This window comes from Sulfurospirillum multivorans DSM 12446, from assembly GCF_000568815.1.
Classification (GTDB): domain Bacteria; phylum Campylobacterota; class Campylobacteria; order Campylobacterales; family Sulfurospirillaceae; genus Sulfurospirillum; species Sulfurospirillum multivorans.
In genome coordinates, this window is sequence record NZ_CP007201.1 from 1,558,186 (window position 1) to 1,572,637 (window position 14,452).

The window sequence follows — 14,452 nt, forward strand, 5'->3', positions numbered from 1 at the left end:
CTTTTACATGTAAAGGGCTAAATCTTAAAGAGTGCTAGCTTTGAAGCAAGGGTGTTGGAGAGATTGAGAAGCTCATCGGATGAGGCATTGAGGTTTTTCACATCGCTGCTATTTTGCAAGGATGATTCGTAAATCTGACCAATATTTTTAATAATTGTCGCCGTATTGAGCGAAAGACGCTGAGATACCTCTGACGCGATCTGCGAAGCATCTGATGCCTCTTTGATAATGGCTTCCGTGGTGCTAATTTTAAGCTCAACCTCTTCAGAATTGTTCGCCATTTGTTCAATAAATTTATAATTTTCACTCATCTGACCACTCGCATCCATAATGTTTTGAACAATGACATTAATGGTCGCATTAATCTCCGTAAGACTGCGTTGGGTGCGCTCCGCCAAATTTCGCACTTCATCCGCCACAACGGCAAACCCACGACCATGCTCTCCCGCACGCGCAGCTTCAATAGCTGCGTTGAGCGCCAAAAGATTGGTCTGATCGGCAATATCGGAGATGACGGTGAGGACATTTTTCACTTGATTGGCATCTTGGCTGAGCTGTTGCAAGCGCTCAGATGTATGCGATTCAACCTCGGAAGCTTGTTGAATATTGGCAACCAAATGTTTGATCTCTTGGGCTGTAGTGTTGAGTGTTTTAGACGCATTTAAGATATTTTCACTCGTTTGTGTTGCATTGAGCGTATTTTGCTCCAGCGTTGTTTTCATCGCATCGCCCAAATCTTTGGTCTGTTTGACAAAATCGCGCTCTGCAACCATACGTTTATCGACTTCATGGGATATGCTTGAAAATTGATGTGCCATCGAAGCACTCTCGGTTGATGTTTTCGTTGAAGCTACCACCGTTTGGTGAATTTTTTCAATAAACTGATTGATATTTTCAGATAAAGCTGCGATTTCATCTTTTGAATTGATTTGAATGCGCTTGGTAAGATCACCGCTTCCTTTGGCGAGATCGAGCGTAATAGTAGAGAGCGCATCGATTGAATTGGTCATACTGATGACCATAACACGCGTAAAAATAAAGAAAAAGACCATCCCAAAAACAGACCCTGCAATTAATATCAGTCGTTCTGTTCCTGTGATCAGAAGTGAGACTAAGATAATATTTGCCATAAAACCACATAAGGTTCCGATTGCTAAAAACCAACCTTTTGTTTTAATCTTAATTTGATTAAGAAACATTACTCCTCCTTGAATGTAAACCATTGGATTATAACAAATTCATATGATAAAAGGAATGGATAATCGAGGCAAAAGATTGAGTGTGCTATACTTCCCACTTAAAATTTTTTTAAAGGAGCAATAATGGAATGCGACATTTCAAATATTAGCATGCCTGGTGATGCAGGCATAAAAGACATTTTTTCGATGTGTAAGAGTATTGCCATTATTGGTTTATCTCCTGATCCTACCAAAGATAGCCATAAAGTGGCACGCTACTTGCAAGAATGTGGGTTTAAAATCTATCCGATTTATCCTAAAGAGGAGATGATTTTAGGTGAAACCGTTTACCGAACTCTTTTAGAGATTCCCGAACGTGTGGATATGGTAAATATGTTTCGAAAGCCTGAAATCGCCGATAGTTTGATCGAAGAGGTTTTAAAAAAAGGTGATGTGAAAGTCTTTTGGTTGCAATTGGGCATCGTCAATAATCAAGCGTGTGCCAAAGCACATGAAAACGGCCTCATTGCCGTACAAAATCGATGCACCAAAGTAGAATATGAAAGGTTAATGAAATAAAATGATAGCTCTTAGTGAAATAGTCAAAGCAAAACGACAACTGGCCAATGTGGTCACAAAAACACCTTGCGCACTTGCTCCTCATTTGAGTGAAGAAGTAGGCGCACAGGTTTATCTCAAAAAAGAGAATCTCCAAATTACAGGAGCGTATAAACTCAGAGGTGCTTACAATAAAATCGCCTCTCTCACCAAAGAAGAGCGTGCTCAAGGCGTGATTGCGGCGAGTGCGGGAAACCATGCTCAAGGCGTTGCTTACTCGGCTCGAAGTTTTGGCATTTCTGCCACCATCGTTATGCCCGAAGCGACTCCTCTTTTAAAAGTAACAGGGACAAAAGCCTTAGGGGCTGAAGTGATTTTGAGTGGCGATAATTACGATGAAGCGTATGCGTATGCGCTCACCTACGCCAAAGAGCACGGATTGACGTTTATTCACCCGTTTGAAGATGACATCGTCATCGCAGGGCAAGGCACCGTTGCATTAGAGATGATCGATGAGATCAATGATCTTGACATTATCGTTGTTCCTATCGGTGGAGGAGGGCTCATCAGTGGTATGGCTTCTGCCATCAAGCAGATCGATCCTAAAATCAGAGTCATTGGTGTCAATGCTTCGGGGGCACCCGCGATGTGTGAATCGTTTTATGCCAAAAAAGCGATCAACTCTAAAAGTGTACGCACCATTGCTGATGGTATCGCCGTACGCGATGTGAGTGTGTCCAATTTGGAGCATATCTTAGAGTGTGTGGATGAAGTGGTTACGGTGGACGATGAAGAGATTGCAGCGGCTATTCTGTTTTTGCTTGAACGTCAAAAACTGGTTGTTGAAGGTGGCGGTGCGGCGAGTGTTGCAGCCATTATGCACCAAAAATTTAACTTTACCAAAAATATGAAAATAGGTGCTGTACTTAGCGGTGGAAACATTGATGTTCAGATGCTCTCGGTGATTATCGAAAAAGGTTTGATCAAATCGCATCGTAAGATGAAGTTGGTGATTACACTTATCGATAAACCGGGCTCACTGATGCGTCTGACAGACCTGTTTAAAAATGCTAATGCCAATATTATTCAGATTGATTACGACCGATTTTCAACCAATCTTTCGTACGGTGATGCGCAAATTACGATTATGCTAGAAACCAAAGGGATTGAACATCAAAAGATGATCGGTTCACTTTTAGAAGCCGCAGGGTATGCTTTTAAAGAAGAGGTCTAAACGAAGTCAGTGAGGGGTAACCCCTCACGTTTAGTCGAGTTGTTGGTAGGCTTCTAACAGTGTTTCACGAAGAGCGTCTGAGAGTGTCTCTCCATTTTCACAATACTCTTTTAAGAAACCATCCAAATGACTCAGAAGCTCAAAGAGATCGGCTTCGATCTCTTTAGCACTCTTCTTTTTTGCCATCATCGTCTCAAAAAAGACCAATTTACGAATAAAATCAGAAAGAATCTCTAAAGCCTCATCTTCATTTTTGCCTTCTATTAGTTTAAAAGGACGCTCATCGGGTGTTTTAGAACTATCAAGACTGAGCTTTATGTTGCGCACATGATCTTGGATGATGGCTGAAAACTGCGCATAACGCTCAAACGAACCCTCATCTGAAAAGGCATCCAGTTTGTTGGTTAGTTTTCCTATCTGTTTTATCAATACAAACGCCACCATCGCTACAATCATCACAACTGGAATCAATTGTTCCATCATCTCTTATCCTTACATGTAAACCAAAATTAGTGCGATAAGATTTGCTCCAAAAAGAGTTTTAGACGGTCTGACTCAGGGTTTTGGAAAAACTCCTCAGGTGTATTTTCCTCGACGATTTGACCTGCATCCATAAAGATAATCCTATCGGCTACCTTTTTTGCAAAACCCATTTCGTGCGTTACACAGACCATCGTTTTATCTTCGCGCGCTAATTCTATCATAACATCCAAAACTTCGGCTACCATTTCGGGGTCAAGTGCGGAAGTTGGTTCATCAAAGAGCATAATTTTAGGGTTTTTACACAAACTTCGAGCAATCGCAACACGTTGTTGTTGTCCACCTGAGAGCTGGTTAGGGTATTTGTGTGCTTGATTGGCAATACCTACACGCTCCAAATACTTCATCGCAGTCGCTTCTGCCTCTTTGCGTGGCGTCTTTTTAACCCAAATAGGCGCAAGCGTGAGGTTATCGAGGATGGTTAAATGCGGGAAAAGGTTGAAGTGTTGAAACACCATGGCAACCTCTTCACGAATCGCTTTAATTTTCTTAACATCATTCACAAGCTCAATACCATCCACAATGATACTACCTTCTTGAAACTGCTCAAGATAGTTGATACAACGAATGAGCGTTGATTTACCCGAACCTGAAGGTCCACAGACAACGATAATTTCACCTTTATTGATGGTTAAGTTGACATCTTTTAAGACGTGAAAATCACCGTACCACTTGTTTAAGTTTTTAATTTCTATAATTTCTTTTCTATCTTTCATCTTCTATTCCTATCTCAAATTAGTATTAAATCGTTTTTCAAGCTTTTGGCTAAAGTTAGACATTGAGTAACAAAAGAACCAAAAGATAAAGGTAACAAACACATAGCCTTCCGTCTCATAGCCCAGCCAGTATGAATCAGCAGCACTCAAACGTACCATAGCGAGTAAGTCAAAGAGACCAATAATAAGTACCAGTGTGGTATCTTGGAAAAGGGAAATCGCAACACTTAAAAGGTTAGGAATAGCCACTTTTAACGCTTGTGGAAGAATAACCAAAAACATCTTCTGCCAGTAGGAAAGCCCGATGGCATCAGCTGCTTCAAATTGACCTTTGGGGATGGACTGAAGTCCACCACGAATATTTTCAGCAATATACGCTGCTTCAAACATCGCAATACCAATGAGCGCACGTAATAATTTATCAAACGTCACTCCCTCAGGAAAGAAGAGTGGCAAAATGATGGATGACATAAAAAGAATCGTAATCAGTGGAACACCCCTGATAAACTCGATGTACGTCACACTGATACTTTTAATAATCGGCAAATGCGAAGCACGACCAAGAGCCAAAAGAACACCAATAGGGAAGGCACACACAATACCAACGGCTGCAACCATAATCGTGAGCATCAAACCGCCCCATTTATCGGTTGGAACCATTTCAATTCCAAAAAAGCCACCGTGCACCAATAAAAATCCAACAATAAAATAGACATGGGCTAAAATAACTTTGACCAAAGGACGTTTAAGATACTTAAACGCGGCAATCAGTACAAAGAAGAGTCCATAAACTGTGTTGATTCTCCACCTAAGCTCTGAAGGGTAAAAACCATACATAAACATATCAATTTTCATGCGTATGAAGACCCAACACGCACCACCACTGGTACAATCTTCACGCGTCGTTCCTGCAAAGTCGGCATTGATGTAAGCCCATTTGACAAAAGGAGGAATAATCCAAGAAAGCACCATAAGTCCTAGAAGCGTTAACGCAACATTAAGCGGAGTCGAGAAGAGATTTTCCCTGATCCAAACGGTGAGACCCTTTGTATTTGAAGGAGCTTTTCGTTCATTAATTTTGTTATAAATTGCCATATTAACGCTCCTGAATCTTCATTTTATGATTGAACCAGTTGAGTATCGCTGATACAATTAAACTGATAATAAGATAGACGAGCATTGTCATCGAAATAATTTCAATGGCTTGTCCTACTTGGTTGAGAGATGTACCTGCAAAAACAGTCACAATCTCAGGATAACCAACGGCTGTTGCCAATGAGGAGTTTTTAATAAGATTGAGATATTGATTAATAATCGGAGGGATAGAAATACGAATGGCTTGAGGTAAAACAACCAATTTTAAAGATTGGTAAGGACTAAAGCCGAGTGAAATAGCCGCCTCTTTTTGTCCATGACTCACTGCTTCAATGCCTGAACGTACCGCTTCAGCAATGAACGTAGCCGTATAAATGGTGAGCGCAAATGTCAGTGCTAAAAACTCAGGTGAAAGTGTCTTTCCCCCTTTGAAGTTAAAGCCCATCAGCTCTGGATAACTAAAATTAAGGTGTGACCCCCCAATGAAATACGCCAATACGGGAAAGAGAATCAACATGCCTATCGCAAAAGGGAAGACCATAAAATCTTTTCCTGTGGCTAATTTGCGTCTGTTCGCCCATGTATTAAGCACAATGGAAGCAATGAATGCACCAATGACGCTTGCAAGCATTGTAAAAAACGTTGCATTGTATTCGGGTAATGGAAAGTAAAGTCCGCGATTGTTAATGAAGAAAATGTCGAAAAAATTAAAACTCTGTTTGGGACTTGGCATAGAACGAAGTACGACGTTGTACCAAAAGAGTATTTGGAGTAAAAGAGGGATATTTCTAAAAAAATCAATATAAGCTTTCGCAAGTCTTGCAATGAGCCAGTTGTTTGAAAGTCGCAAAATACCGATTAGTAGACCTACAATCGTTGCACACAAAATGCCCACAAAAGCGATAATAAGGGTATTGAGAAGTCCTACAATAAAAACACGCCCATGGGTGTTTTCTTCCGTGTAGGCAATAGGGGATTGGTCGATACCAAATCCTGCGGTTCCATCCAAAAAGCCAAAGCCTGTTTGAATGCCTCTTTGTTCTATATTGGCTACGGTGTTGCTACCAATATACCACAAAAAAGCAACCAAGCCAATAACGGTTAAGAGTTGGAAAAAAATTCCTCGAATCTTTTGATTTCTCAAAAGTGCTAACATACGTGTCCTTTAATAGTTAAAATCAAAGGGCAGCGAACTGCCCTTTTTGCATCTTTGAATAGAGTGACGAACGACTATCTAAAAGGAGGCGCGTATTGTAATCCGCCTTTAGTCCAAAGGGCGTTATAACCGCGTGCAATTTTAAGAGGAGAACCAGCCCCTACGGTTTTATCAAATGATTCACCGTAGTTACCGACTTGTTTAACAATGTTATAGGCAAAATCTTTTTTAAGACCTAAGTTTTCACCCATTTGACCCTCAACACCTAAAAGACGTTTGATGTCTGGATTGTCAGATTTAAGCATTGCATCGACATTTGCAGTAGTGACACCTGATTCTTCAGCAGTTAACATGGCATAGAATGACCATTTAACAATGTCAAACCATTTATCATCACCTTGTCTAACAACCGGTCCTAAAGGCTCTTTAGAGATAACTTCTGGAAGAACGACAGACTCATCTGGTTTAGCCAATTTGATTCTCAAACCGTAAAGTTGAGATTGGTCAGAGGTTAAAACATCACATCTCCCTGATTCATACGCTTTAACAACTTGATCGTTGGTATCGTAAGAGACAAGTTTGTATTTCATTTTATTGCTTCTAAAATAATCAGCTACGTTAAGCTCTGTTGTGGTTCCTGTTTGAAGACAAATAGAAGCACCATCTAGCTCTTTAGCACTCTTAACACCAAGTTTTTTAGTAACCATAAAGCCTTGACCATCGTAATAGTTCACAACCATAAAGTTAAGACCAAGAGTTGTGTCTCTGGTTTGTGTCCATGTTGTATTACGTGAGAGCATATCGATCTCGCCTGATTGAAGCGCAGTTAAACGCTCTTTTGCATTGAGCGCAATGTATTTAACTTTTTTAGCATCGCCTAAAACTGCTGCTGCTACGGCACGACATAAATCAACATCGATACCTTTATAAACACCATCACCGCCTACTTCAGAAAAGCCTGGAAGCCCACCATCAACACCACATTTTACGAAACCTTGTTTTTGTACTTCGCTGAGTGTATCAGCACTGAGTGTTGTTGAGCCAAGACCCAAAACTGTAATTGTTGCTAAAGAGATTTTAGCGAGTTTAGAACGTAACATCATTATCTTCCTTTCAAAGTTGATGCAAGAATTCTAACACTAAATTTTATTTTTTGGCGAAAAAACTGCCTATTTATTAATCACCACAATCAGGTGAGTAAAATCTACATCCTATTGAAACTATGTTCATTTTTTGCACATTCTTTTATTAGTTTTAGTTTGAAACAACTTTGTAATTTTAAGTGCACAGCTTAAAACTTTATAACTCCATTTGGCTATTCAATTCTCTTTAAAGCCAATCTCATTATAATAAATAAAAATTCTAGTAAGGGTCATTTATGAGTTCTTGGACGCGCGCATCATGGAGAGAAAAACCAATCAAGCAACAACCAACCTATACCAACCAAGAGTTGTTAAAAAGTGTTGAGCAAGAACTGAGCAAATATCCGCCCCTTGTTTTTGCAGGAGAAGTAAGACAACTCAAAGCCTCATTAGCCGATGTGGTTGCAGGAAAAGCTTTCTTGCTTCAAGGTGGAGATTGTGCGGAGAGTTTCAGTGAGTTTAATGCGGTCAATATCCGTGATATGTTCAAAGTCATGCTTCAAATGGCGGTTGTTTTAACCTTTGCAGGAGGCTGTCCCATCGTTAAAGTAGGGCGACTAGCGGGTCAATTTGCCAAACCTAGATCATCTGATTATGAAGAGATGGACGGTGTTTCACTTCCAAGCTATCGTGGAGACATTATCAACGACATTGAATTTACAGAAGAGTCACGTGTTCCAAACCCAAAAAGAATGCTCAAAGCTTACAATCAGTCTGCTGCGACGATGAACCTTTTGCGTGCTTTTTCACGCGGTGGTTTGGCCGACCTTCACCAAGTTCACAAATGGACATTAGGCTTTGTCTCTGAGAGTCCTTTGGGGGAACGTTACCAACACCTTTGCGACCGCATTTCTGAGACATTAGCGTTTATGGAAGCGTGTGGCATCACCTCTGCCAATACCCCAAACATCAACGAAACCGTTGTCTACACATCGCATGAAGCGTTGCTTCTGAACTACGAAGAGGCGTTGACGCGCCAAGATAGCTTGACAGGTGACTGGTACGACTGTTCCGCACACATGCTCTGGATTGGGGATCGTACCCGTGATGTAGATGATGCGCATGTGGAATTTCTCACAGGCGTTAAAAATCCTATCGGCATTAAAGCGGGGCCTAGTATGACCGCTGAGGGCTTGATGAAGCTTGTCTACAAACTCAACCCTGAAAATGAGCCAGGACGTCTCAATATCATCGTGAGAATGGGCGCAGACAAGATCGAAAAAGAGTTCCCAAAATTGGTTCAAGCGGTTAAAGCAGCAGGAGCACATGTGCTTTGGAGCATCGATCCGATGCACGGCAACACCATTAAAGCATCGAACAATTACAAAACACGCTCGTTTGATGAAGTGCTTCGCGAAGTCAAAGGCTTCTTTAAAGTTCACGAAGAAGAGGGCACCTTCCCTGGTGGCGTTCACTTAGAAATGACCGGTCAAGATGTGACTGAGTGCATCGGAGGAGCGCAAGAGATCACCGAAGAGAAACTCGCATGTCGCTACCACACCCAATGTGACCCACGCCTCAACGCCAACCAAGCCCTAGAGCTTGCATTTCTGATCGCAGACTCCCTCAAAGCCGCACGTCAACGATTTTTAGCGCAGTAAAACTTCTTTACATGTAAAGGTGAAAATCTTTACATGTAAAGATTTTTTATACCATTTGATTATTTAATTTGCTAATTTGCAAAGCTATCTCTTCCTCAGACATATCAGGTAAGCTTAAAATATATAAAAGAAGCTCCTGTGTTAGAATGTCATTTTGAGCAATATTTCGTAACTCTTCACTATATCCTGCAGGCAATAAGGCTTCGATTGCTTCAATTTCAAAAGCTTCAAGTACGGGGAAAGGATTATCTATTCCAACTTTTTTATCCCAATCATATTTAATAATTGAAATTGGATACTTCAAAATATGTAAAGTTATCAGCAAAATTATAATGTCTTTATATACTTCAAGCCATTTTAAAACAATACTTTCTTCAAATGTCTGATAATTGGGTTTCATTAAACCTAAACGATTTGAGTATTTCCATCCTTTTGAATGAACATAGTTATGTAAAAAACTTAAAGCTTCGAATTTTTTTTGTAAATCATATTTCTCATTAAATCTTTTAATATTGCTATTTGAATTTAAAATTTTCCATATTTTTTCTGCTTTTGGTGTATTTGAATCCCAAGAATTCTGCGATTTTAGCCAATTTTTAACAGTTTCATGTCCCAAATCATTGATATTATAATATACAGATAATAGCCCTAGTTCAAGTCCTGAACGTAAAGAAACAAAAGATTGCTTATAAAACCCAAAAAAAAGAAGATTGAAAGATATTTGAAATTCGTCATATGATTGTATATGAGGAAAAGTGTGTCCAGACCAAAAATTTTCTATTGTTTGTGGAATGATTTGCCAAATACTATTATATGCCCAATTTAACTCTTTATATTTTTGTTTTAAATCAGGATTATGTTGTAAAAATATATTAGTTTTTTCTAAAACTTCATCGCTATGTTCAGGAGTATAAATAAGTCCAAATTCTCCAAAATAATTCTCCAAATGTTGCCTTTTTTTAATTTTATCTTCCACAGAGCCAATCGCTCTTCGAAAACGGATACTGCTTTTTAAACTCAGCTTCATCAAAATCAAACCGATAATTTTCCATATAGGCTTTGATTAACTGGTACGCATCGTTGATCTCTTGAAATTTGGCTGTATCGCCATTTTGGGCATCGGGGTGGAACTCTTTTGAAAGAGATAAATAGAGTTTATGAAGGGTTTTTCTGTCGGTTTTGGCGACAACGCCCAAGGTTGTGAGCGCTTTATCAAAATCGCTGTACTCTAAACCTTGGATCATTGTTGCTCCTATAAGATCTTTTTAGCTCTGCGTTTGCGCTCTTTTTTCTTATGCAACCAGATATAAATAGCGGCAAAAATGACGATAAAAATAATCACTGCAATGGTAATGGTATGCAAATGCTCATTGAGCAGTGCTTCATTTTGACCAAAGTAATAGCCTAAAAAGGTCAAGATGCTGACCCAAATGGCTGCACCAAAGCCTGTGTAAAAACAAAAAAGCCACACATTCATCCGCGCAAGCCCTGCAGGTAATGAAATGTAGTGACGAATGACAGGAATCAGTCTTCCTGTAAACGTTGAAAATGAGCCGTGCGTTTTGAAAAAAACTTCCACTTTTTCCAGTGTCTCAGGCTTGAAGAAAACGTAATGTCCGTACTTTAAAATAAGCTTTCGACCCAGTTTAACGGCTAAATAGTAATTCAAAAGTGCGCCTGCAATGCTTCCAAGTGTACCAAGCACAATGACAATCACCAAATTCATCTCGCCTTTGGCACACAAATACCCCGCAGGAATCATCACCACTTCACTCGGAAGCGGGAAAATACTGCTTTCAATGAGCATCATCACAAAAATACCAATGTACCCAAAAGCGCCAACTGTCTGAACAATCCAATCAATAATCGCGTGCATAAAACTCCTACTTTTTGTTAATTAACACTCACTTCGACCTCTTTGCCTTGCCATAAACCATGCTTCGTGCAGTAGCATTGAGCATTGAAATGGTAGACGTCTTTGCTCGGAACAATGGAAAAAGCCACTTCTGCATTACCTTTTCGCTCCTCCGCACTCACGATGCACGCGGCCAGTTCGACTTTAGCAAGCATATGATCGGCATCAAAGAGCGTAATGGTCGAGATGTAATGGTTAAAATCATCGATATGCGCATGTTCACTTCCGACACGAACGCGCACAAAGGCAGGAACACCTTTTTGCAGCGCTGTATCACAGTAGATGTACGGCGTATGTTTGTCGATAAAATCTTTGCGAGCTTCGCGCTCTTCAGGACTAAATGTTTCGGGTGTAAAAATTTTTGGCATGGTTAATCCTTTCTTTAAGGTTGTGCAATCCTACAATGAATATCTTTAAAAATTGAAATAATTAGGCTTTTAATTCAATCATACGGTCGCTACACCATGCGGCTAAATTTTTATCGTGGGTGATCAGCAAAATGCCCACTTGGTCTAAAAACTGCATCAGTAATTGCATTACATGTAAGCCGGTGATGTTATCGAGCGCTGAAGTGGGTTCATCGGCTAAAATGAGGGAAGGCTTCATCAAAAGTGCTCTTAAAATGGAACATCTTTGAAGCTGTCCACCGCTGAGTTGATGGGGTTTTTGCGCCAAGACATCGGGGTCAAGATCGAGTGCATGGCAGAGTTGGTGCAGGTCATGCAACGGCGCGACGTCGCTGATTTGGTTGATGATCGTATAGGTTGGATGAAAGGAGGTGTAGGGGTCTTGGAAAATTTGCGACAGTTTTGAGGTCGTGATCGTGCCACTTTTGGCTTTAAGATTTCCTGCAATGAGTTCAAAAAGCGTGCTCTTGCCACTGCCGCTCTCGCCCAAGATCGAGACAACTTCTCCAATGTTTACATGTAAAGAAAAATTGTCGTACAAAAGCTTGGAATGAGGGTAGGCAAAACTTAGGTTTTCAATGCGTAAAACCTCTTGGTTCATGCGCGAATCTGCCCTTTGCCATAGACTTTAAATTTATACGTCGTTAGGTCGTTAATGCCCATGGGACCTCGTGCATGCAGTTTATTGGTGCTGATGCCCACTTCCGCGCCAAAACCAAACTCGCCACCATCGGTAAAGCGCGTTGAAGCGTTGATGTACACGCACGCTGCGTCCACTTCGTTTAAGAAGCGTTCCGCCGTTGTATAGTTCTCACTCAAAATCGCTTCAGAGTGCGAAGAGCCAAACTCGGCGATATGCGCGATGGCTTCATCAACATTTTCAACAATCTTGATGTTAAGCGCGTTACTCAGGTGTTCGGTATGATAATCTTCCTCGTTCGCAAGCTTTACATGTAAAAGCGCGTGGGTCTTATCACATCCCTTAATCTGCGCACCTGTCGCATCAAGCGCTTCTTTCATGCGTGGTAAAAAAGCCTCCGCGATAGCTTCATGAACCAAAAGCGTTTCCAGTGAATTGCAGGCACTTGGGCGTTGGCATTTGGCGTTCAGGACTATCTCTATCGCTTGGTTTAAATTCGCCTCTTTATCGACATAGGTATGGCACACACCTTTGTCATGTTTGACCACAGGAACGGTCGCATTTTCACTCACATAACGAATCAGTGCTTCGCCGCCACGGGGGATAATGAGATCAACGTAGGCGTCCATTTTGATCAGTTTTGCAACTCCCTCACGACTGTAATCGGGTAAAAGCGAGATGATCTCTGTTGGAAGGTTGAATTTTTCAAGTACCTCTTGCAACAATGACGCGATGATAGCATTACTGTAAAACGCCTCTTTACCGCCTTTGAGCACGCACGCATTGCCACTTTTAAAGCACAGTGCCGCGGTATCACTCGTGACATTCGGACGACTCTCATAGATGATAGCAATCACACCAATCGGAATGCTTACTTTCTCAATGCGAAGGCCACTTGGCACAACCCAACCCTCTAAAATACGCCCGACGGGCTCTTTAAGGGCAGCGATTTCACGAATCGCGTTTGCCATCTCCGTAATGCGTTTTGGATTGAGTAAAAGGCGATCAACGAGGGCAGAACTGAGGTTGTTCTTTTTGGCTTCATCTAAATCTTTTTGGTTTTCTGTGATGATGCGCTCGCTGTGTGCTTCCAACGCATCTGCCATCTGCATTAAAACATCGATTTTTGTTTTAGGATCAAGTGTCGCAATGATACGACTAGCAGATTTGGCGTGTTCTAAAAAATTTTGCACGTTCTTGCTTCCTTAGAGTGGAATTTAACCGCGATTTTACCACGTTTGTATTTAATATGTCATAAGTATGATCGGGGTATAATAGTTACCATTAACAGATAATTAACGAAGGGATACAAAATGCAGCAGATTTACGATTTAGTCATTATCGGTGGAGGTCCTGGAGGCATTGGTGCAGCGGTTGAAGCAAAAGTCCTTGGGCTAGAACATATCATGATGATCGAAAAAGGTGACAACCATTCGCAAACCATTCGCAAATTTTACAAAGATAATAAACGCGTTGATAAAAATTATAAAGGTCAAGAGATTGAACTTCAAGGCTCGATCGATTTTCGCGATGGCACCAAAGAGAGCACGCTCAACTACTTTGATTCACTCTTAGATAAAGGGGAGATAGACTACGCTTTTAACGCTGAAGTGGAGAGCATCGTCAAAGAAGATAATGAATTTCGCATCGTAACCACCAAAGCGGGATATCGTGCAAAGCATGTCATTGTCGCTATTGGTACAATGGGAAAACCCAATAAACCTGATTACACACTGCCGCTTTCACTCAAAGAGCGCATCAACTTTAACCTCGACAAATGTTCTCAAAATGAAAAATTACTCATCGTGGGTGGCGGAAATTCCGCTGTTGAATACGCCATAGAGCTTTCCAAAACCAACAATGTCACCCTCAATTACCGTCGTGATACCTTTAGCCGTCTTAATGAGATCAATCTTGAGCTGATTCAAGAGTACAACGGACAAGAGAAACTTCGTCTGCGCCTTGGGATGGACATCGTTTCCATAGAGAATGAAAATGGTCTGGTCAAAGTCAATTTTAGCGATGGGTATTATACGATTTACGATCGTGTCATTTATGCCATTGGCGGTACAACGCCGGTTGATTTTCTGAGAAAATGTGGCATTACCCTTGATAATGATGGTAAGCCAGAATTTGATGAAAATTTTGAAACCAAAGCCAAAGGGCTTTACTTAGCTGGCGACATTGCGGTTAAAAGTGGTGGAAGTATTGCTATTGCGCTCAACCACGCCTATCATATTGTGTCACACATCTTAAAATCAAACTAACGA

General features: G+C 40.9%; 16 protein-coding genes. 4 read left to right on the top strand and 12 right to left on the bottom strand.

Going from position 1 to position 14,452, the window contains the following annotated elements:
• Positions 1-17 precede the first annotated feature (17 nt).
• Entirely contained in the window at positions 18-1,199 is a 1,182-nt protein-coding gene (locus SMUL_RS07985) for a methyl-accepting chemotaxis protein (RefSeq protein WP_025344737.1), read from the bottom strand.
• Between the two features lie 123 nt (positions 1,200-1,322).
• Between SMUL_RS07985 and SMUL_RS07990 the strand changes: the two genes are divergently transcribed.
• Together SMUL_RS07990 and ilvA are read left to right on the top strand one after the other, a co-directional pair.
• Positions 1,323-1,757 carry a CoA-binding protein gene (locus SMUL_RS07990; RefSeq protein ID WP_025344738.1) on the top strand — a complete coding sequence of 145 codons (435 nt, stop codon included), beginning with the start codon at positions 1,323-1,325 and terminating at the stop codon, positions 1,755-1,757.
• A gap of 1 nt (position 1,758) precedes the next feature.
• Positions 1,759-2,970 carry a threonine ammonia-lyase gene (gene ilvA, locus SMUL_RS07995; RefSeq protein WP_025344739.1) on the top strand — a complete coding sequence of 404 codons (1,212 nt, stop codon included), beginning with the start codon at positions 1,759-1,761 and terminating at the stop codon, positions 2,968-2,970.
• 30 nt (positions 2,971-3,000) lie between these two features.
• Here ilvA and SMUL_RS08000 read toward each other — a convergent pair whose 3' ends face one another.
• The 5 genes from SMUL_RS08000 to SMUL_RS08020 form a co-directional block, all read right to left on the bottom strand.
• Positions 3,001-3,453, bottom strand: coding sequence for a hypothetical protein (locus SMUL_RS08000; protein ID WP_223809795.1), 453 nt, complete (start codon positions 3,451-3,453; stop codon positions 3,001-3,003).
• A gap of 26 nt (positions 3,454-3,479) precedes the next feature.
• The gene (locus tag SMUL_RS08005) at positions 3,480-4,226 is read right to left on the bottom strand and encodes an amino acid ABC transporter ATP-binding protein (RefSeq protein WP_025344741.1); all 747 of its coding nucleotides are present in this window, start codon (positions 4,224-4,226) and stop codon (positions 3,480-3,482) included.
• 9 nt (positions 4,227-4,235) lie between these two features.
• Positions 4,236-5,321 (bottom strand): amino acid ABC transporter permease, encoded by a 1,086-nt coding sequence (locus tag SMUL_RS08010; protein WP_025344742.1) that lies wholly within the window; start codon positions 5,319-5,321, stop codon positions 4,236-4,238.
• A gap of 1 nt (position 5,322) precedes the next feature.
• A complete protein-coding gene (locus tag SMUL_RS08015) occupies positions 5,323-6,477 on the bottom strand; it encodes an amino acid ABC transporter permease (RefSeq protein WP_025344743.1) in 1,155 nt (384 codons plus the stop codon).
• Positions 6,478-6,551: 74 nt separating this feature from the next.
• Positions 6,552-7,580 carry an amino acid ABC transporter substrate-binding protein gene (locus SMUL_RS08020; protein ID WP_223809796.1) on the bottom strand — a complete coding sequence of 343 codons (1,029 nt, stop codon included), beginning with the start codon at positions 7,578-7,580 and terminating at the stop codon, positions 6,552-6,554.
• A gap of 275 nt (positions 7,581-7,855) precedes the next feature.
• On the opposite strand from SMUL_RS08020, the gene SMUL_RS08025 reads away from it, so the two are divergent.
• Positions 7,856-9,220, top strand: coding sequence for a class II 3-deoxy-7-phosphoheptulonate synthase (locus SMUL_RS08025; protein WP_025344745.1), 1,365 nt, complete (start codon positions 7,856-7,858; stop codon positions 9,218-9,220).
• A gap of 46 nt (positions 9,221-9,266) precedes the next feature.
• On the opposite strand, the gene SMUL_RS08030 is transcribed toward SMUL_RS08025, so the two are convergent.
• The 6 genes from SMUL_RS08030 to SMUL_RS08055 all read right to left on the bottom strand — a co-directional run bounded on the left by SMUL_RS08030 (position 9,267) and on the right by SMUL_RS08055 (position 13,375).
• Positions 9,267-10,196, bottom strand: a complete 930-nt coding sequence (locus SMUL_RS08030) for a hypothetical protein (RefSeq protein WP_025344746.1) — start codon at positions 10,194-10,196, stop codon at positions 9,267-9,269.
• A complete protein-coding gene (locus SMUL_RS08035) occupies positions 10,186-10,464 on the bottom strand; it encodes a DnaJ domain-containing protein (protein ID WP_025344747.1) in 279 nt (92 codons plus the stop codon). Before SMUL_RS08035 ends, SMUL_RS08030 begins: the two co-directional genes overlap by 11 nt.
• Before the next feature lie 8 nt (positions 10,465-10,472).
• Complete coding sequence (locus SMUL_RS08040; protein WP_025344748.1) at positions 10,473-11,096, bottom strand: DedA family protein; 624 nt, start codon at positions 11,094-11,096, stop codon at positions 10,473-10,475.
• A gap of 17 nt (positions 11,097-11,113) precedes the next feature.
• Positions 11,114-11,503, bottom strand: coding sequence for a desulfoferrodoxin family protein (locus SMUL_RS08045; protein ID WP_025344749.1), 390 nt, complete (start codon positions 11,501-11,503; stop codon positions 11,114-11,116).
• Between the two features lie 61 nt (positions 11,504-11,564).
• Positions 11,565-12,143, bottom strand: coding sequence for an ATP-binding cassette domain-containing protein (locus tag SMUL_RS08050; protein ID WP_025344750.1), 579 nt, complete (start codon positions 12,141-12,143; stop codon positions 11,565-11,567).
• Positions 12,140-13,375, bottom strand: a complete 1,236-nt coding sequence (locus tag SMUL_RS08055; RefSeq protein WP_025344751.1) for a glutamate-5-semialdehyde dehydrogenase — start codon at positions 13,373-13,375, stop codon at positions 12,140-12,142. The genes SMUL_RS08050 and SMUL_RS08055 overlap by 4 nt, the downstream gene beginning before the upstream one ends.
• A gap of 120 nt (positions 13,376-13,495) precedes the next feature.
• Here SMUL_RS08055 and SMUL_RS08060 point away from each other — a divergent pair, with 120 nt between their 5' ends.
• Positions 13,496-14,449: an NAD(P)-binding domain-containing protein gene (locus tag SMUL_RS08060; protein ID WP_025344752.1), complete on the top strand. Its 954-nt coding sequence runs from the start codon at positions 13,496-13,498 to the stop codon at positions 14,447-14,449.
• Positions 14,450-14,452 lie beyond the last annotated feature (3 nt).

Bases quoted from the DNA above. Each gene is read 5' to 3' on its own strand.
- SMUL_RS08005 (WP_025344741.1), bottom strand. From the start codon at position 4,226: ATGAAAGATAGAAAAGAAATTATAGAAATTAAAAACTTAAACAAGTGG.
- SMUL_RS08040 (WP_025344748.1), bottom strand. From the start codon at position 11,096: ATGCACGCGATTATTGATTGGATTGTTCAGACAGTTGGCGCTTTTGGG.
- SMUL_RS08010 (WP_025344742.1), bottom strand. From the start codon at position 5,321: ATGGCAATTTATAACAAAATTAATGAACGAAAAGCTCCTTCAAATACA.
- SMUL_RS08035 (WP_025344747.1), bottom strand. From the start codon at position 10,464: ATGATCCAAGGTTTAGAGTACAGCGATTTTGATAAAGCGCTCACAACC.
- SMUL_RS08000 (WP_223809795.1), bottom strand. From the start codon at position 3,453: ATGATGGAACAATTGATTCCAGTTGTGATGATTGTAGCGATGGTGGCG.
- SMUL_RS07985 (WP_025344737.1), bottom strand. From the start codon at position 1,199: ATGTTTCTTAATCAAATTAAGATTAAAACAAAAGGTTGGTTTTTAGCA.
- SMUL_RS07990 (WP_025344738.1), top strand. From the start codon at position 1,323: ATGGAATGCGACATTTCAAATATTAGCATGCCTGGTGATGCAGGCATA.
- SMUL_RS08015 (WP_025344743.1), bottom strand. From the start codon at position 6,477: ATGTTAGCACTTTTGAGAAATCAAAAGATTCGAGGAATTTTTTTCCAA.
- SMUL_RS08045 (WP_025344749.1), bottom strand. From the start codon at position 11,503: ATGCCAAAAATTTTTACACCCGAAACATTTAGTCCTGAAGAGCGCGAA.
- SMUL_RS08050 (WP_025344750.1), bottom strand. From the start codon at position 12,143: ATGAACCAAGAGGTTTTACGCATTGAAAACCTAAGTTTTGCCTACCCT.
- ilvA (WP_025344739.1), top strand. From the start codon at position 1,759: ATGATAGCTCTTAGTGAAATAGTCAAAGCAAAACGACAACTGGCCAAT.
- SMUL_RS08025 (WP_025344745.1), top strand. From the start codon at position 7,856: ATGAGTTCTTGGACGCGCGCATCATGGAGAGAAAAACCAATCAAGCAA.
- SMUL_RS08060 (WP_025344752.1), top strand. From the start codon at position 13,496: ATGCAGCAGATTTACGATTTAGTCATTATCGGTGGAGGTCCTGGAGGC.
- SMUL_RS08020 (WP_223809796.1), bottom strand. From the start codon at position 7,580: ATGATGTTACGTTCTAAACTCGCTAAAATCTCTTTAGCAACAATTACA.